We start from the raw sequence: 19265 nt of genomic DNA, 5'->3' as shown, positions 1-19265 counted from the left end.
GTGCCAGTAAATGCTACAATCAAAAGCGAAAGTTTAACACATTATGTGATTTTTTCAGCTCAGATAAGTAATTATCTATAAAAATGCTTGCTTCTATGAAATGAAGTTCATGGCATATAACACAGCTTCAAATACGCTCATTTATCATAAAAAATACAATAGAATCAGCTTCTTAATATAATAATAGGATGTTAGTGCTATGCAAAAAAAATTGCCATTATTAATCACGACTGGTGAACCTGCGGGTATTGGTATGGATATCGTACTGCTGCTAGCGGCTGAGGGTAAGTTACAGGATTTTGATCGTCCAGTTTGGGTCACGGCAGATAGCAAGGCAATGCAAAAACGTGCCGATGAGCTCATTGCTGCGGGCATATTAAAAAGCTGCCCACCTTGGAAAACGATCAATGCAAATGAGGCAATTATAGAAGACGATGATTTTTTAAATCAAATGTCACAGCAGAGTATTAACAGTGGCACTATTAATAATGATAATGCTTTTATCTTATTCAATATTCCCTGTGCTGCGCCCGTCGCTTGTGGGAAAATTGATATCAATAACTCCGCAATGGTGGTAACGCAGTTGGAAATAGCGCATAAGCTGGCAGCAAACAAAACAGTCGCCGCTATCGTCACCGGACCACTACAAAAATCTGCATTGATAGAGGCTGATATTAAACTGTTAGATGGCACTATGTTCAGCGGTCATACCGAATTTTTTATGCAGCAAAGTGGCTGTGATAAAGTCGTCATGATGCTTGCTAATGAAGCCATGAAAGTGGCACTTGTTACAACGCACTTGGCGTTAAAAGATATCCCTGCAGCCATCACTGCCGATAACGTACGCCAAACAGTGCAAATTGTTATCGATGATATGTGTGAGAAATTTGGCTTGACGCAGCCGCGTATCTTAGTTTGCGGTCTAAATCCGCATGCGGGCGAGGGCGGGCATTTGGGCATTGAGGAGATTGAGATTATCAATCCAGTGCTACAAGAATTTATCAATATTGGGATAGATATATCAGAGGCGATGCCAGCGGATACTTTATTCACGCCGAGACATTTAGCCAACTGCGATGCAGTGATTGCCATGTATCACGACCAAGGGTTGCCTGTACTCAAGTCACATGGCTTTGGTGATACAGTCAATTTGACTTTGGGACTGCCTTATATTCGTACTTCTGTCGATCACGGTACTGCGCTTGATTTAGCAGGACGCGGCGGTGCCAGTGCCACAAGTCTATATCAGGCACTCCTCATGGCAAATGAGATGGCGGATAAATCACTCATAAATAGACCTCTTGCATAAGTCGATGCCTTAGCGAGGTTTATTACGCAATATTGGGCAACTTCTTAATCAACCATGCCTATTTATGAATCATCAAACACTTCCTAATATAAGTGGTTCCATTATACCAGTCTGTTTTAAGTGGTCTGTTAATAGGTTTTTGGGGCTTTTTAGATGGTTCCCTTAGGTTATAGTCTAACCAAACCTATTGAAATAGCTCATCTAGTTTTGCGACAGCATCATCATATTCTTTGCCTGGATCTAGAAATGCTGTTTTAAATGAATAGTAATCTGCCAAAAAATCCAATGAGCATCCGCCTAAAGATTTTGCTTTTTCCATAAGCTTCATTCTAGAATCAAAAGGTATATACCATGAGTCATCTTCTAATAAGCAATTAACTAACATATCAACATCGAAGCATTCTTCTACTGCTTTATCAAATTTACTGAAAACATCTCTCCATGCCCCCATATCTGCATCTACTTTTGCTTCAGACATTTTCCTAATTTGAGTACTAACGCTACAGATATTCACTTATACCTCTACTTAAGTTCCAGAAAATAAATATCCAAACATATCTAGAATATAGCTTAAAGCACCCTCAACATAAGCTACGATGGAGAGATTGCAAAAGCTAACTTAATAGTTTTCAATCAATGACCTCATAGGTATTAAGATTATATCTGAAACCTACTGTTCGATGCCTGTATAGCGCACCGATCAGGATTTAACATTAATAAGCTCTATTACAATTAGTGTATTTACGACTTATTAAATCAAATTCATACCAGAAATCCCACATGATTCTGTCATCTGCATTGAATACTATCCTAACTCCACGTTCAACCTCCCAACACCAGCTAAATATAAGCTTAAGCTTTTGATAATGCATTTCAACCTCGGGAAATGGGATAGTTAATACATAAGTACCTGCTTTATCATATACCTTTGCTACAAAGTCTGTATTTCTAGAGAATCTTTCTTTATTAAAAATCAAAAAGTAATCGAAATTATCCAAAAGCGTAACCTCACCATACTCGAAGTCGATTTCAAAATTATTCAGTAGTGCTAATTTTTCGCGATTATTTAACTCCATTTTCCTTCTCTGTTAGAGCTAGTTCATTAGAATAATATAGTAAAATTTCATAATTTTATGGATAGCTCAAGTGGAAATTAGGTTCGTTATAACAAATCATAGAGATAATTTTTTTCGAAAAGCTCACATGATGTACATTACTAAGTACACTATGTCTCCCTAAATAGTTTGATCAATTATCGTATATAGCCTACAGCCGGACATTCAAGTCCTCACTAGGGAACCGTATTATATCAAATAGTTTAGAACAAAAAGCTACTGTGTTGGTTGCGCCAAGGTATGGGTAGTTTATAGATCAAATATCTCAAAAACACAGTCAAATAATAAGCTGTGATATAATTCATCCCAATAAAACACTCATTTTATCGTCATTGCTCACTTTTACCTCTTACTCATTAAGACTATTCTATGTCAAAAACTACATTTGATGCTCAATCTATTACCAACAGCCTACGTGCTGCCAAACACCAACCGCGTAAACGCTTTGGTCAAAACTTCTTACATGACCGTAGTGTTATCCGTGAGATTGTTGAGAGCATTCGCTTAGAGCGTGATGACAATTTGATTGAGATTGGGCCAGGGATGGGCGCACTGACTGAGCCGCTATTGGCAGAAGTAGATGCGATGACTGTAGTCGAGTTGGATCGTGATTTGGCAGATAGCTTGCGTATCCGTATCGGGGCTAATAGTCATCCAAATTTTGAGATTATCAAAAACAATGCCATGCATGTAGATTATCGGGAGCTTTATAGCGATGAGCGCGGCAAATTACGCGTGGTGGGTAATCTACCGTATAACATCTCAACGCCCATACTCTTTCACTTACTCAGCTATGCCGATGTGATTGAAGACATGCACTTTATGCTGCAAAAAGAAGTGGTTGAACGTATCACCGCTGACGTCGGTAGCAAAACCTATGGTCGCCTATCGGTCATTATGCAGTATCACTGCCATACGGATTATTTGCTCACCGTACCACGCGGTGCTTTTAATCCGCCGCCAAAAGTGACCAGTGCCGTATTTCGTCTGACGCCGCACATTATTAAGCCAGTCGTGGCAGAAGATGAAGAGTATTTCGCATTGGTGGTGCGCGAAACCTTTAATCATCGCCGTAAAACGTTGCGCGCTATATTCAAAAAATCAACTTTATTGCCGACGTTGAGCGAAGACGATTTTGCAGCTTGCGCCATTGATCCACAAGCCCGTCCTGAAACCTTAAGCGTGAAAGATTTTGTCAATTTGAGCAATCAAGCGCGTAAAGTAGAAGGCTGATTTATCAGTGTTATTCATACCGCAGATATCATTGATTGCTAAGTAGTATCTACAATATCCACAAGAAAGATTGAGAGCTTATGAGTTATCGTCATCAGTATGTCATCGGTGATTTGCAAGGCTGCTATGCTGCGTATCTTCAGCTACTTGAAACGTTGGATTTTGATCCTGAGCAAGATAAATTATGGTTTGCAGGCGACTTAGTGGCACGTGGCGAGGACTCTTTAAATACCTTGCGTCATGTCAAAGATTTGTGTGAGCAAGGGGCAGCCGCGACCGTACTTGGCAATCATGATATCAATTTGCTAGCCGTATGGCGTGGGGCGACAAAAATTAAGAAAAAAGATAAGACAGCACCGATTTTTGCGGTCGATGATTGTGATGAGTTGCTAGAGTGGCTACGTCATCAGCCATTATTGGTTTATCCTGATAAGCATACGGTGCTGGTGCATGCCGGTATTCCGCCGCATTGGAGTATTGAAGACGCCGAAAAATATGCACATCAGTTAGAGTCGCAGTTGCGCAGTCATTTAAAACAGCTTGATAGATTGTTGCCAAATCTCTATAGCAAGACGGCAGATAAGTGGCATGCAGACATTCATGGATTTACGAAAATGCGAGCGATTGCCAATTATTTTACTCGCATGCGCTTATGTCAGCAGGATGGGCTGCTTGAATTTAGCTTTACCTCAGGGCTAGATGAGCGCATGCCAGAGGATTTTTTGCCTTGGTTTGAATGGCAAGTGCCGCGCACGCGTAAGGTGTTATTTGGGCATTGGGCCGCGCTCAAAGGTGAGGTTGATCTGCCTTATGCTCGTGCACTAGATGGTGGCTGTGTTTGGGGCAATCATTTGCTAGCCTATCGCTTAAGTGATGGCAAGACCATCACGTCAAGTGCGCAGTGCTTGCCGATATCTTCTTAATTTTTTAGTGATTCCAAAAACCAATCAAGCCATCAAATTAACCCATTAACTGGGTAGATTTGGTGGCTTTTTTGGCTTAGGTAGTGGCGTTTTGGCGTCGCCTGCAACTTTGCTATCAGCAGTGCTGTCTTGACTAATCGCATCAGATACCGTCTGATTATTCTCATCAAACGCAGCATGTGTCTTACCATATTGAATATCCTGACTATAAGGGACGCTGCTAAGTGCTTCCTCTGTCAGACCATCATCAAGCTCAATGGTTTTATTGATGGCTGGTTTATTGACGGTAATATGAGCTTCGCGGTTGTTTAGTTCAGGACTCAGCTGATGTTCTGCTGATGGATTAGCATAATGTATATCAGTGACCGCCTGCTGTCCTTCTGTCTTCTTCTGCAAGGCTTTTGGGAGCACTTTGACATCAGATAAGCGCCTTACCACATAGTTTTTGGGAAGTGGCTGATTGCTATTTTGTGGGGCGGTATCATCGAAAATCATCTGACCTTGGCTATCAATACGTGCATACTTCATCGGTTTGTCGCGTGGCCAAAAAAAGTCAGAAGGATGCGTCATTAAGTGGCTGAAGAGTTGCTTAGTTAAGCGACTCCAATCAACGAATTTCACCTCTTTTGAGCGTAAAGCGACAAGAAGTGCCAGTGAGAAACTGACGATCAAGTTGACCATACCGATAAATAAGACGCCAAAGACAGAAAGCAGCACCACTTGCCACTCTAGCTGATTGGACGACATATTAAATAAGCCATGAGCCAAGTTCGCTGAAGCAAAGGCAATATGGCGAATATCAATTGGTAAGCCAAATAAGAAACCAATCGTTGCAGTACTTCCTAGGAAAACCCCAAAGATAAAGTTGCCCATGATGGCACCAAGATTGGCTTCTATAAAGCCGCCTAAACGTTGTAGCCATGCTTTGGGCAATAAATACTGTAATAGCTTATGACGCTGAATACGGGCGCCTATCTGGTTGTAGACCGCCAAATTATCATAATAGCCAGCAATCAGACCCGATAAGAATAAATACACACCAGCAATAGCAGCATGTGGCAAAGCTAGTGAGCGAAAAGGGTCGAGATCATGAAGTAGGTGAGCGGCCTTATCGGTATCAATCATCGGCGCGCCGGTATATTGCAACCAAGCAAAAGAGATGATCAAGGCGACTGGTATAGCCATCATAATATTACCCATAATGGCAATGAACTGGGTGCGTAAAATATCGACCACCAATTCAGACAGTTTATTTAACTGATGGGACTTTTTACCCGAGCTGTCTGATATGGTTGAGGCGATAGCTGCCGCTGTCATGGCAGGCTGTTTGGTAGCGACTGTACCATGGACGATATGGATGAAAACAAAGCCCAAACCATAAATCATACTATTGACAAAGGCGCGACCCATTGGTGCGAGAGCTAAGTGATATGCCAATATCTTAGTCGTCGCCATAAAAGCAATAATAAAGCCACCGATAGAGGCTTTTTTAAACATCTTCTGATAACCGGATTTATCAGTACTAATATAATGTTCGCCAACGCGGCTGGCGTTTTCAGTGACTTTTCGCGATAGCAGCTTAGTATTATTGTCAATCAAATAGCCAATACTATAACGATGACTGGCAGTCGTAATTAGCGCTTGAATCAATTCAATTATTGCCCGATCACGCTTATCGTAGTTGTTTGCTACCAGCTCAGTCAATATGCGCATGCGCTGTAAGCTTTGATCTAATCGTAGCATCATGTTGGTTAAGCGAATAGAGATACCGGTTTTGTAAATGCGCTTGCGTATGGTGGCAACGATGTCTTCGCATTGCTCAATCATGACCAATAGAGGCGCTGGATCCACGGCTTTTTCAGGAATAATGTCGGTTAAGGTGTCGAGCTCATGTGCTTCTCGGTACTGATTGACGTACAAGACTGCTTCTTGATTTTGTGCCACAAACGACGCTGAATAATTCAGCATTTGCGGGTAAGATTCCATCAAGTCTGGATGCAAGCCAATACCGCTAATACGATACGATAAAATGATAATCGCGTTCAAAATACTGTTTTTTGCCGTCGCGACTAAGTTTAGATGCTGCTCATGGACTTTGAGTAGCCCGACCAGCTCATCCCATTTTTCTTTTTCGATATGGGCAAGCCAGCGCTCATCAGAGCGTTTATCAAATAAATAACCGACCAATTCTACGACAGAATCTTCTTGTGGCAGTAGTGGCAAAAAACGATGACCAATCAAACGGCGCAAACTGTAAAAGAAACCCTGATCTGACATAATGCCAGTATCGGTATAAAGAGCGATCTGGCGGTATTCGATAATAAGTTTTAGGACGAAACTCGACAGCCCATCGCCATATTCTGGATGCTGACGTAAAACCTCAATAAGATTTTGAATATTCTGATTGGCTAAAGTAGGCTCTTTATCACTTACTCGTAGCTCATCGATTAAGCGCTTAAGTACCGCGGGATCTGGTACATCACTTAAGGCAGTAATCTGTTGTAAAATGTGTTTTATCTCTGACACATCGTATCCCTTATGGTAGTTATTTCAATCATCGTTATTATGTAGTATATGAAATAAGACATATTCTTCTTTTAGTGACTGGCTGTAATTATCACTATGGCGGTACATATCTTTATTAATTTACCGCTTGTTAATGTACTGCGCCCTCATTTATAAGTTTTAGTATATTTTTATTAAGTTTAAGGCATCTGGTTTTGCGTTATTTTAATCGTAACGGCTCATCAATAGTCAACTATTTTGTTAGCAGGTATTTTGATGACTATTGTGTCAATTTTATGAAGATATTTTTGGCAAAAAAAGGGACAGTAGCGTGACTGTCCCTTTATCATAGTGCGGCAGGGCTTACTTTATTATAAAAGTAACCAATTAGCTAGCAGGTACGTCAAAGTAATTCAGGTCAAAGTTCATCATCGGATCACTACCAGCTTGAACCATCTGAGCATGGGCATCGATACGTGGCAAGATACGACCAACGAAATAATCAGCAAGCTTGGCTTTATTGGTGTAAAAATCACCTTCTTTACCATCAGCTGCTTCAACCATCAACGCAAACATATACGAGTAGGCTAGGTAACCAAAGGCATGCATGTAGTCAACGGCACAGCCATTAATTTCATTCTTACGCTCACCAATATTATTTAGCACCGTTGTGGTTAGTGCTTCAATTGTATCAGCAGCATCTAGCGTCGCTTGCTTGATACCGTGCTCTGCTTGCATATTATTGACAAAATCACGAATTTCACCTAAGAAATGGGTAACGTATTTGCCGTTATTTTTCGCCACTTTACGACCTAGTAAATCAAGTGCTTGAATACCATTGGTACCTTCATAGATCTGGGCGATACGCGTATCACGAACGATTTGCTCCATACCCCATTCACGTATATAGCCATGACCGCCAAATACTTGCTGGCAATCAATAGTGGCTTCTAATGCTTTGTCAGTCAAGAATGCTTTAGCCACGGGCGTCAATAGTGCAACACGTGCGGCAGCAGCTTGAGCGGCCTCTGGATCGGTACTAAACTTCTCTTCATCAAGGTTTTTGGCAACGTACATCGCAAAGCAGCGTGACGCTTCAGTGTTGGCTTTGGCATTCAATAGCATACGGCGTACATCGGCATGATGAATGATGGCATCCGCTGGTTTTTCTGGGCTTTGCAGTTGGGTATCGCTACGACCTTGACCACGGTCATTGGCATATAACGCCGCATTTTGATAAGCAAGCTCAGAACCACCAAGCCCTTGTAGACCCATGGTGACACGCTCATAGTTCATCATAATGAACATTGATGACAGACCAGTGTTTTCGGCACCAACCATCCAGCCTTTAGCGCTGTCAAAGTTCATGACACAAGTGGCTGAGGCTTTGATACCCATTTTATGCTCGATAGAGCCGACTGCTAAGGTGTTGCGCTCGCCTAAGCTGCCATCTTCATTGACCAAGAATTTCGGTACGACAAATAGTGAGATACCTTTTGAGCCTTCTGGCGCGTTAGGGGTTTTTGCGAGTACCAGATGAATGATATTGTCAGTTAGGTCATGCTCACCGCCAGTGATAAAGATTTTGGTACCAGAGATATCATAGCTGCCATCATCATTAGGAATAGCTTTGGTTTTGATGATACCTAAGTCAGTACCAGCATGTGGCTCTGTCAAGCACATGGTGCCAGCCCATTCGCCGTTGTACATTTTCTCTAAGTAAGTTTGCTTTTGCTCTTCAGAGGCAGCCGCGTTTAGGCACAGTGTTGCGCCAACGGTTAGGTTAGGGTAGAGAGCAAATGATTGGTTGGCGGTAAAAACCATTTCTTCAGTTAGCATGGTCACCATTTTTGGGAAACCTTGACCACCGTATTCAGAATTACCACTTAAGCCGACCCAGCCAGATTCAGCATACTGCTTATAAGCTTCTTTAAAGCCAGTTGGAGTCGTAACAACGCCATCACCTTGGAAGGTTGCGCCTTCTTCATCACCGCTACGGTTGATAGGTAACAAAACGTTTTTTGTCAGTTTTGCCATTTCTTCCAAAATCATATCGACCGTTTCCATATCGACATGAGCAAGATTCTCGTTATTTTGCCAAAATTTAGGCGCGTTAAATACATCATTTAAGATAAAGCGCATGTCATTAAGAGGGGCATTATAAACAGCCATAAACATTCCTTTGGTTCAAATAAATAAAAGTGAGTTGAACAAATTTATAAGAGATCTTTTGAGTTGGGCTTAATATTCATTATTAAAGTTTAGCAAATTAGCTTGCGCACGGGTGTATTTGTTCGTGAATTATGCGTACACCAAAAGTATGGATTATTTTATTTAAAAAATGACTATGGCAGATTTTAAGTGATAGTAAACAAAATCGGCAACACACCTTGGTATGTTGCCGATAAAAAATACATTATTTAGCGCTACAAAAAAATGATCGATCAATGTTTTTTGGTGTTAATTAAAACGCAAATTGATCAACATCCATGCTCATATACGGCTCAACACCAGTGCTGATACGCTGTACGTGAGTGGTGGTACGTGGCAACAGTTTGGCAAAGTAGAACTGCGCAGTTTTGACTTTCGCGTCGTAGAATGCTTGTTCGCTACTACCGTTAGCAAGTTCAGTTTGTGCCACTAATGCCATGCGTGCCCATAAGTAGGCTAGCGTCACATAACCGCTGAAATACATATAATCAACCGCCGCGCCGCCAACTGCATCTGGATTTTCAGTCGCTTGCATACTGATACGTGCAGTCAAATCGCCCCATTCTTTAAGATGTTTGGCAAGTGGGCGAATAAACTGACCCATCTCGTCGTTTTCTTTGTTTTCTTCACAGAATGTCTGAATGATTTTGACGAAGTTTGCTAGCAGCTTGCCTTGTGAACCCAATACTTTACGACCTAATAGATCAAGCGCTTGGATTTCAGTGGTACCTTCGTAAAGACATGCAATACGTGTATCACGCACGTTTTGCTCCATACCCCATTCGCTGATAAAGCCATGACCACCATAAACCTGTACGCCATGGTTAGCCGCTTCTAGACCAGTTTCAGTCAAGAATGCTTTGGCAATAGGCGTCAATAATGACAGCATTTGGTCAGCAAATTTAAGCGCATCGCCTTCGCCTTTTGCGACAGTATCTGCAAAATGTGAGAGGTAATAGACTAAAGCACGGCCACCTTCAGCAAAGGCTTTTTCAGTCAACAGCATGTTACGAACCGCTGGATGTACAATGATAGGGTCAGCTACTTTTTCAGGGGCTTTAACACCAGATAATGAACGCATCGCTAGACGATCTTTGGCATAAGTTAATGAGCCTTGGAACGCATATTCTGCTGCTGTCAAACCTTGAACTGCGGTACCAATACGCGCCACGTTCATAAAGGTAAACATGCACTGTAGACCACGGTTTTCTGGGCCAATTAGATAACCCGTTGCGCCATCAAAATTCATCACGCACGTGGCTGAGGCTTTGATGCCCATTTTGTGTTCGATAGAGCCACAAACGACGTTATTGTTTTCACCTAGGCTGCCATCTTCGTTGACCGTTACCTTAGGAACGATAAACAGTGAGATGCCTTTTGTACCAGCAGGCGCGCCTGGTAGACGAGCCAATACAATGTGAATGATGTTGTCCGTTAAGTCATGCTCACCAGCTGAAATGAAGATTTTTTGACCAGTGATGCTATAGCTGCCATCTTCTTTAGGCTCGGCTTTGGTGCGGATAATACCCAAATCAGAACCTGCATGTGCTTCAGTCAAGCACATGGTGCCTGACCATTCGCCGCTGACCATTTTTTCTAGGTAAGTTTGTTTTTGCTCGTCTGTACCGTGATGCTCGATGGTTTGAATGGCACCATGAGATAAACCAGGGTACATAGAGAATGACCAGTTAGCTGTACCAACCATTTCATTAATGACGGTCGATAATGAAAAGGGCATGTTTTGACCGCCGAAGTCTTCTTCAGCAGATAGGGCTGGGAAGCCAAGCTCACAATACGCTTTGTATGCTTCTTTAAAGCCTTTTGGCGTCGTCACTTGACCATTGTTGAACTGACAGCCTTCAGCATCACCGCTTTGGTTGAGTGGTGATAGCTCATTTTCAGCAAAGCTTGCGGCCATCTCAAACAGACTGTCCATTAGCTCACGATCTGCTTCTTGGAATGCTGGTAAGGTTTTATAATGGCTTTCGCTGTCAAGTAACTCATGCATCACGAATTGGATATCACGTAAGGGTGCTTTGTATTGCATAACTTCCTGTCCTTTTTTGGTGTATGACCGACAGCGATGGGATGACTGTTGTAAGTCTGAGTTGCTAGTATCTTGCTGGCATGGAGTGTGTCTGCATTATTAACAAACAACGATACCGATCATATGAAATAACATTGAGAAAAGAATTAAGACCGTATCTGTAAATTCTTGGTAAAAGATAGGCGTTCACTGGAAAATATACAAGTTTGGAGACAATACTGATAAGTCATCAACCTATCTTGCATCCTATGTACAATATAGCCTACACGCTAAGCACGTTTATCGATATGGTAGAGGAACGATATGAGGATGTTTTATACTCGCTCTCTAGCCATTGTTATTTTTGGACAAATGTTGTTGCATTAACATGTTGGTTGTAACTTCAGCAGACATAGGTTTGCCAAACCAATAGCCTTGACCATACTGGCAACCCATAGCCAAGAGCAAATCGCGCTGTTGCTCGTTTTCGATACCTTCTGCGATGACCTGCATATCCAGTGCTTCTGCTAATGCCAAAATAGCGTTAACAATGGCACGTTGAGTTTTGTCTGCGGTAATCTTAGAGATAAAACTTTTATCGATTTTAATGAAGTCAAAGGGATATTCTTGCAGATAACTCAAAGAAGCATAGCCGGTACCAAAGTCATCTAAAGCCAAGCAAACCCCTAGCGCTTTTAACGAATTTAGCTGTTCTTTAACATTAGAGTGGCGCTTCATCAAAGAAGATTCTGTCACCTCAATATGTAATTGGTGCGCTGCAATTTGATGCTGTGCCAGTAAATTACTGACCACATCAAAAAATTCTGGATTGCTGAATTCAGCGGCATCGGCATTGATACAAATATGTTGGTCAAAGCCCAAACCTTGCCAAATCTTTAGCTGCTCAGCGATTTGGGTTGCCACTTGAGAGAACAACTCAAGCGATAACTTGTGAGAGATAATGGCATCAATAAAATCAATAGGTTGCAGCAATCCGCGAATGGGATGCTGCCAGCGTACCAAAGCTTCAAAGCCTGAAATATCACCTGTATCTAGGGCGAATTTGGGTTGATAATAGGCGACAAACTGACCTTCGTTAGTGGCTCTTTTAAGCTCATATTCTAATTGCAAATGATCAGCATTGAGCTCAATAAGGGATTTGTTATACCAACAGACATCGTCGCCACCTTGCTGCTTGACATAATTTAATGCTCTTTCAGCTTTGGTTAATAAGCCGATAAACTCATTATCATTTTCAGGATAGTAACTGACCCCAACAGAGACATGACAATACACCTCGGTATTTGTGGCTCCATTATCACTAATAAAGAAAGGACGCTCACACATTTGCATCAAAATATCTAGTTGATGGCGCACCATATTGGCGTCACTACACTCAAACAATAAAGCAAAGTCATCACCGCCAAAATGTGAAAAACAGCGCAAATGATCAAGTGCCAGTGCTTTAATCCGCAATACAAAATCCTCAACCAAAGTGTTGATGTATTCAGGTCCTAACAATGTGGCAAGGTTGCGATAACGATCGATATTGACACGGACAATCACCACTTCTTGATAGCTCTCTAACAGCAGCTCACTGGTCTGACTCAAAAACACCTTACGGTTTGGCAGTCCAGTCACCTCATCATGATTGAGCAAATGCACCATTTTCTTTTTATTTTTTACAACGATCGAGGTATCTCGAATCGTGCCGACATAGTACGGCGTATCATCTAGGTAGATTCTGCGGTAAGTGATATGGCAATCAACATTGTGCCCGTAACGGTTTGCCATGGAAAAATCAATTTCACAGAACCCTGTGCTGTCCAAACTGCTAATCAGATTTTTTAATACCAATTGTTCATCTTCTGATAACAATTCAGCTGCGTATATGCCAAGCGGACGCCCAAGCAAAAAATCTTCTGTGTAACCGATCATTTGCTCATAAGTTGCATTGACCGATAAATAATACAAATTTGCATCTAGGATAAAGATAGCATCTTCATATTGCTCACAGAGTTTGACCAATAGTTGCTGTTTATCCGCCAGTGGCATTGGTGTAAAAGCAGTCATAAATGAACTCATAAAATAGAGGTAAATCGATAAAGAGAGCTTTTCGTATTGGCAATTAGCGCTGTTTTAATGTAATTAGTGCAGTTTAAAAAGATACAGTGCTACTAGGACAAATTTTTGAAGAATCTGGTGCTCATACGCATAGTGAACAGCAAGCGAAATTTGTCTCAGTAAAATGCTATTTCATTTGTATTTTTTATTGTGAACTGACTATATGACTCTTTGTACTACTACTAAGGATTGACACATGGCAACAGTGCTTGCAATGTTGCCAAGGCGACCACTGGGGCAGTTTCTGTACGTAACACCCTCGCACCAATTTGCCAAGGCTCAAAACCAACGTCTGCTGCTTGAGCGCATTCGTCAGTACTTAGGCCACCTTCAGGACCAATCAACAATTCAATATAAGGCACTGGTTGCTGTAATACAGTCAGTAGCGAATCAGGCATAGCAGGTTGTCCTGCCGCTGGTACACTAAGCTGTAGACGCAAATCAGCGGGTCGTTGTAATACTTGATAATAAGCATCCTGACTAAGGGTGGTAACCATAGAGCTGATAGTCGCTTCTATCTTCACAGGCGTGGTCGTTGTGATAGGCTTAAGCCAATCGTTAATAGGAATAGGCGCAATAATAAGCGGTGGACGGTTAAGACCGCATTGCTCACAGGCAGCAATCGCAACCTGCTGCCAATGAGCAAGCTTTTTTTCTACTTGGGCAGGCTTCAGATTGACCTCGCCATGATGACTGCTTAGCAATTGGATGGCAGTGACGCCAAGCTCGGTAGATTTTTGAATGGCGTAATCCATCCGTTCGCCACGACTCATTACCAGCCCGATTTTGGTAAATATGGGTGCACTATTATCATTATTTGTGTGAGAAAGCAGGGTCACAGTCGCGTTTTTTTTACTGATGGTCAGTAGCTGTACCTGATATTCACCGCCAAAGCCATCAAACAAAACACCTTGGTCACCAATAGTTGCTCGTAATACACGGCACCAATGATGGACGATACTTTCAGTTAATTCGACGCTGGCACCGATAGGCAAGGTGCCAAGCTGAGGGTAGGTCGCAGCCTTTTCATTGGTAACGTCATTACTAATGTTGCTATTAGTGGCATAAAAGAAACGTCGCAAAATTACTTATTCCTATAATGAGGGTCATGATATTTTTCAATATCTTAGCAGAATATCATTTGAGTGGGTAAAGGGATTGTCACTAATGGAATTCGCATAACTGCAATTCCCATACCAAAAAAGACTGGCGCTCCTAGGAACGCCAGTCATTAAGCAATACATTGGGTAAATATTTAAGCAATCAAACCTAAGGCTTCAATTAAGCGCTTGTTTGGCTCAACCTTATTCATGCTATAAAAATGCATGGCAGGTACGCCCTCGCTAATTAAACGCTCGCATAAACGGTAGACCACTTCAAAGCCAAACTCGCGAATCGCCTTACTATCATCACCAAAGTCAGCCAATTGCTTACGCACATAACGTGGGATATCGGCGCCACAGCTGTCAGCAAAACGCATCAGATTGCTAGAGTTGGTGATTGGCATAATGCCAGCAACCAATGGCTGTGCTACAGTATCAATACCGCGTTTTTCTAAGCTCTCACGAAGATACAAGTAGCTATCAGCGTTGTAGAAAAACTGGGTAATCGAAGCATTGGCGCCAGCTTGATATTTATTGACCAAGTTATCGACATCAAGCTTAAAGCTACGCGCTTGTGGATGCATCTCAGGATAGGCGGCTACTTCGATATGGAAATGATCGCCCGAATGCTCACGGATGAACTTGACCAAATCTAATGCAAACGGCAGCTCACCCATGCCTACTTGACCTGAAGGCAAATCGCCACGTAATGCGACCAAGCGTTTGATGCCCAAGCTTTTGTAATGCTCAAGTAACTCGGCAATTTCACTTTTATCATCGCCAATACAAGACATATGGGGTGCAATATCAGTCTCACCGCGCGCGCATAAGGCTTGGACGATATCTAAAGTGCGGCTACGAGTTGAACCACCAGCACCATAGGTCACCGAAAAGTACGCAGGTGACAGCTTATTCAGCTCATCATAAGTGCTGAGGAGCTTTTCGTGTCCTTGCTCGGTTTTGGCTGGGAAAAACTCAAAGGAGAAAGCAGGCTTAGTCACAGTCTGACTCCTTTTAGTATTTATAAGCGTCAGGCTTAAATGGACCTTCAACAGGTACGCCTAAATACTCAGCTTGCTTGCTAGTTAGCTTAGTTAGCGTACCATTAAAGCCAGCAACCATCGCAGCGGCAACTTCTTCGTCTAGCTTTTTCGGTAAAACTTTGACGTATAAGTTGTCAGTACGTGTATCAGCTGGCAAGTCAGCAAATTTTTCTTCATACAGATACATTTGCGCCAATACTTGGTTAGCAAATGAGCCGTCCATCACGCGCGATGGGTGACCAGTAGCATTACCCAAATTCACCAAACGACCTTCAGCAAGCAAAATCAAGTAATCGTTTTCATCGTCTGAGCGGAAGATTTGATGCACTTGTGGCTTGATTTCAACCCAGCGCCAGTTATCACGCATGAATTGGGTGTCGATTTCGGTGTCAAAATGACCGATGTTACAAACAACCGCACCAGGTTTTAGCGCTGCTAGCATATGTCTGTCACACACATGGTAGTTACCAGTCGTGGTAACAATCATGTCGGTATCTTCTAACAGACGCGTGTTAATGTTTTCTGCGCCGCCAGTGTTATCGCCGTTGATATAAGGTGACAATACTTCAAAGCCGTCCATACAAGCCTGCATGGCACAGATAGGATCGACTTCTGAGACACGGACAATCATACCTTCTTGACGTAAGCTCTGCGTAGAACCTTTACCAACATCACCATAACCGATGACTAAAGCACGGCGACCAGCAAGGAACATGTCAGTTGCACGTTTGATAGCGTCGTTTAAGCTATGACGGCAACCGTATTTGTTGTCATTTTTAGACTTAGTAACCGCGTCATTAACGTTGATCGCTGGTACTTTAAGCGTACCTTTATTTAGCATTTCAACCAAACGATGGACACCTGTTGTCGTCTCTTCTGAAATACCATGAATATTATCCAGCAATTCAGCATAATCATTATGAATCAATGCGGTCAAATCACCGCCGTCATCTAAGATTAAGTTAGCATCCCAAAGCTGACCTGATTCTTCACCGCCAACGTGGATTTGTTGACGTAAGCACCACTCGTACTCTTCTTCGGTTTCGCCTTTCCAAGCATAAACAGAAATACCAGCAGCAGCAATCGCCGCGGCAGCATGGTCTTGAGTTGAGAAGATGTTACATGAGGTCCAACGTACTTCAGCACCTAACGCGACTAGTGTCTCGATAAGTACGGCGGTTTGGATGGTCATGTGGATACAGCCAGCGATTTTTGCGCCTTTAAGCGGTTGATCGGCTTCGTAGCGACGACGCAACCCCATAAGGGCAGGCATTTCAGCTTCGGCAAGCGTGATTTCACGGCGGCCGTAATCAGCAAGGCTGATGTCGGCGACTTTATAGTCGGTGAAAGAGGGATCGATCGTATGGGCAGATGGGGTGTTAGACACTGCGTCCATAATATGCTCCTATCAGTGGTTAAGGTATGATAAAAAGAATAATAACGCAGGTGCCGTTATTTGCGCTGTCGACAATCATGAGAAAGACTGTTCAACAGTTGCCGAGCCTAACATAACCACTGATTAGCACGGCTCTAAAGCCTATTTGCAAGATCAAATATTATGGTGCAACACCTCTCGGAGGGTGATTATTGTAATAGATGATGTGTAATTTGTCACCTATTGACTGATATAAATGGTAAGTAGTGATGACACGCAATATCGTTTTATGTGATTGACATCCATAAAAAAGGCCATCGTTGGATGACCTTTTCTCATTTAAATGAATACCAGTTCAGTGTGATTCTAAATCACCCTAGAACCAATTATAGGTTAAAGAGGTGAAGAAGTTAATACCATCAGTATTATAACCCGGTAGAGTAATATATTTTTTATTCGCAATATTATTTAAACGAGCAGTCATAGATAGATTATCAGTGAGTTTATAGTTACCGCTGATATTCAATAAACCGTAAGAATCGACTAACTGTGAGTCTGTATTAGCGACACCACTATAATAATCACCAACATATTGGTATTCTGCACGAACATCTAAGCTTGGTAAGCGGTAGCCTGCATATACCAGACCTTTATGTTCAGGACGAATGGCAAGGAAATTACCATCGCTCGCACCGCCACTGGCATTTTTTGCTTGCTGATAGTCATAGCTACCACCAAATAAATAGCTATCAACAACCCAATCTGAAGTTAAGGTAATACCTTCAATTTTAGCTCTATCAACGTTTTCACTGCTACCGCCCCAAGGATTGCCAGGTGTAGGTTTTGCAACATAGCCAATTAGATCATCAACTTTGTTGTGATAGCCTGTTAGACGTGTCGACTGTAATACAGTATCGTATTCAACAAAAGCTTCATAGTTATCGCTGGTTTCAGGTTTCAAATTAGTATTACCTGAACCCGGATAGTATAAGTCATTAAAAGTAGGCGCACGAAAGCCTTTGGCGTAGTTGGCACCAGCGCGTAGGTTAGGATTAATGTGATAGGCACCACCTAGGTTGTAAGTCGTCTCACCACCATATTGTGAGTTGTCATCAAAGCGCACGTTGGCTTGAGCATCGAATTGATTTTTGGCCAATAGATAGCCTAAGAATGCGCTTTTCACGTCACGGTCATCAACGGTATAGGCAGTACTATCAAGCCCTTGGTTAAGGTATTCAAGGCCATATATGCCTTGACCAACTTGAAACTTATGCTGACCTACTAGGCTAACTTGATTTTGTTTGGTATCAAAAACACCAGGGAAGCTACCGTAGTTATCACTCTTATCAATAGAATGACCATACTGTAATTTGACAGAAGAACCAGGCATATAACGCCAATCAACAAACGCTTGCGCAGAACCGTTTTCTTGTTTTGAATAGGCGTTTGCTGCACCATCGTCATAATCTGTGGTCGATTTGCTATATAAGGCGCTTGCACCGGTTAACCATTGCTCATTGATACGCTGAGTTAACGCTAAGCTAACGTTATCGCTTTTAAAGCCGTCATCATCGCTATTATAACCATAGGCATTTGGTAAGGTCGCATTGATGCCATCCGTCTCATTATGGCTGGCTGATAAGCTCATTGTCGTGCCATTGCCACTGTTAAGTTGAGCACTAGCGCCATATAGATATTCGTTATGTGAGCCTACACCTGCAGTAATAGAAACCTGACTCTTTTCAATGTTTGAGCCTTTAGTAAACACTTGAATCACGCCGCCGATTGCGTCTGAACCATAAATACTAGAGCCAGAAGCACCATATAATATTTCAATACGATCGATTTGATCAGCAGGCAGTAAGCTTAATGTTGCGCCGCCAGCACTAATTGAGCTATAGCGTACCCCATCAATAAGCACCAATATTTGCTTATTATCATATCCACGCATATAAAAGTTTGAGGTGGTACCAGGCCCGCCATTTGTATAATGACTGATACCTGGCTGACGTTTGATGATATCAAGGGCATTTTGACCTTGGAAGCGTTTCAAGTCTTCTTGATCAATGACGCGAGTCTGAGCAATGACATTGCTGGTTTTAGTCGGTGTACGAGTGGCGGTGACTACAATTTTATCAAGCTCAACTTGTGGTAGCTCGCTATCACTGATGACATTGACGTCAGTAGCGGCGTTAGCGCTCATAGCAAATGCGCCAAATGCGCTTAAAATACACAACCGCAGATAAGTGGTTGAAGATGAACGTGATAAAACCATGTTGAATTCCAAATTAATCAAAT

Annotated in this window: 13 protein-coding genes; 3 read left to right on the top strand and 10 right to left on the bottom strand. The window is 42.3% G+C overall.

Features of this window, described 5'->3' with window-relative positions; all coding sequences use genetic code 11:
* The first annotated feature begins 199 nt into the window (after positions 1–199).
* A complete protein-coding gene (pdxA, locus tag VLA57_RS00515; protein WP_333954008.1) occupies positions 200–1309 on the top strand; it encodes a 4-hydroxythreonine-4-phosphate dehydrogenase PdxA in 1110 nt (369 codons plus the stop codon).
* 184 nt (positions 1310–1493) lie between these two features.
* On the opposite strand, the gene VLA57_RS00510 is transcribed toward pdxA, so the two are convergent.
* Both VLA57_RS00510 and VLA57_RS00505 read right to left on the bottom strand, forming a co-directional pair.
* Positions 1494–1787, bottom strand: coding sequence for a hypothetical protein (locus tag VLA57_RS00510; protein WP_333954007.1), 294 nt, complete (start codon positions 1785–1787; stop codon positions 1494–1496).
* Positions 1788–2022: 235 nt separating this feature from the next.
* Positions 2023–2385: a hypothetical protein gene (locus VLA57_RS00505; RefSeq protein WP_020443286.1), complete on the bottom strand. Its 363-nt coding sequence runs from the start codon at positions 2383–2385 to the stop codon at positions 2023–2025.
* Positions 2386–2793: 408 nt separating this feature from the next.
* Between VLA57_RS00505 and rsmA the strand changes: the two genes are divergently transcribed.
* Entirely contained in the window at positions 2794–3657 is an 864-nt protein-coding gene (gene rsmA, locus VLA57_RS00500) for a 16S rRNA (adenine(1518)-N(6)/adenine(1519)-N(6))-dimethyltransferase RsmA (RefSeq protein WP_011513787.1), read from the top strand.
* An 80-nt stretch (positions 3658–3737) separates the two neighbouring features.
* Entirely contained in the window at positions 3738–4580 is an 843-nt protein-coding gene (locus VLA57_RS00495; protein WP_133104606.1) for a symmetrical bis(5'-nucleosyl)-tetraphosphatase, read from the top strand.
* A gap of 45 nt (positions 4581–4625) precedes the next feature.
* Here the strand turns inward: VLA57_RS00495 and VLA57_RS00490 are convergent, their stop codons facing one another.
* From VLA57_RS00490 to VLA57_RS00455, 8 genes are all read right to left on the bottom strand, one after another.
* Positions 4626–7106, bottom strand: a complete 2481-nt coding sequence (locus VLA57_RS00490) for a site-specific recombinase (RefSeq protein WP_133104607.1) — start codon at positions 7104–7106, stop codon at positions 4626–4628.
* Between the two features lie 366 nt (positions 7107–7472).
* Positions 7473–9257: an acyl-CoA dehydrogenase C-terminal domain-containing protein gene (locus VLA57_RS00485; RefSeq protein WP_201532165.1), complete on the bottom strand. Its 1785-nt coding sequence runs from the start codon at positions 9255–9257 to the stop codon at positions 7473–7475.
* A 292-nt stretch (positions 9258–9549) separates the two neighbouring features.
* A complete protein-coding gene (locus tag VLA57_RS00480; RefSeq protein WP_149491699.1) occupies positions 9550–11343 on the bottom strand; it encodes an acyl-CoA dehydrogenase C-terminal domain-containing protein in 1794 nt (597 codons plus the stop codon).
* A 327-nt stretch (positions 11344–11670) separates the two neighbouring features.
* Positions 11671–13395, bottom strand: a complete 1725-nt coding sequence (locus tag VLA57_RS00475) for a putative bifunctional diguanylate cyclase/phosphodiesterase (protein ID WP_227673057.1) — start codon at positions 13393–13395, stop codon at positions 11671–11673.
* A 233-nt stretch (positions 13396–13628) separates the two neighbouring features.
* Positions 13629–14528: a 16S rRNA (uracil(1498)-N(3))-methyltransferase gene (locus tag VLA57_RS00470; RefSeq protein ID WP_201532167.1), complete on the bottom strand. Its 900-nt coding sequence runs from the start codon at positions 14526–14528 to the stop codon at positions 13629–13631.
* Positions 14529–14701: 173 nt separating this feature from the next.
* Complete coding sequence (locus VLA57_RS00465) at positions 14702–15550, bottom strand: methylenetetrahydrofolate reductase (RefSeq protein WP_011513780.1); 849 nt, start codon at positions 15548–15550, stop codon at positions 14702–14704.
* Positions 15551–15563: 13 nt separating this feature from the next.
* The gene (ahcY, locus tag VLA57_RS00460) at positions 15564–16988 is read right to left on the bottom strand and encodes an adenosylhomocysteinase (RefSeq protein ID WP_201532169.1); all 1425 of its coding nucleotides are present in this window, start codon (positions 16986–16988) and stop codon (positions 15564–15566) included.
* Between the two features lie 355 nt (positions 16989–17343).
* A complete protein-coding gene (locus tag VLA57_RS00455; protein WP_333954005.1) occupies positions 17344–19242 on the bottom strand; it encodes a TonB-dependent receptor plug domain-containing protein in 1899 nt (632 codons plus the stop codon).
* Positions 19243–19265: the final 23 nt, after the last annotated feature.

The organism is Psychrobacter sp. S4(2024) (assembly GCF_036861305.1).
In the GTDB taxonomy this organism is placed as follows: domain Bacteria; phylum Pseudomonadota; class Gammaproteobacteria; order Pseudomonadales; family Moraxellaceae; genus Psychrobacter; species Psychrobacter cryohalolentis.
This window is presented reverse-complemented; position numbering and strand designations above follow the sequence as displayed.

Coding starts and splice junctions, on each gene's coding strand:
- VLA57_RS00480 (WP_149491699.1), bottom strand. CDS start 11,343: ATGCAATACAAAGCACCCTTACGTGATATCCAATTCGTGATGCATGAG.
- VLA57_RS00510 (WP_333954007.1), bottom strand. CDS start 1,787: ATGTCTGAAGCAAAAGTAGATGCAGATATGGGGGCATGGAGAGATGTT.
- VLA57_RS00455 (WP_333954005.1), bottom strand. CDS start 19,242: ATGGTTTTATCACGTTCATCTTCAACCACTTATCTGCGGTTGTGTATT.
- VLA57_RS00475 (WP_227673057.1), bottom strand. CDS start 13,395: ATGACTGCTTTTACACCAATGCCACTGGCGGATAAACAGCAACTATTG.
- rsmA (WP_011513787.1), top strand. CDS start 2,794: ATGTCAAAAACTACATTTGATGCTCAATCTATTACCAACAGCCTACGT.
- ahcY (WP_201532169.1), bottom strand. CDS start 16,988: ATGGACGCAGTGTCTAACACCCCATCTGCCCATACGATCGATCCCTCT.
- pdxA (WP_333954008.1), top strand. CDS start 200: ATGCAAAAAAAATTGCCATTATTAATCACGACTGGTGAACCTGCGGGT.
- VLA57_RS00495 (WP_133104606.1), top strand. CDS start 3,738: ATGAGTTATCGTCATCAGTATGTCATCGGTGATTTGCAAGGCTGCTAT.
- VLA57_RS00505 (WP_020443286.1), bottom strand. CDS start 2,385: ATGGAGTTAAATAATCGCGAAAAATTAGCACTACTGAATAATTTTGAA.
- VLA57_RS00485 (WP_201532165.1), bottom strand. CDS start 9,257: ATGGCTGTTTATAATGCCCCTCTTAATGACATGCGCTTTATCTTAAAT.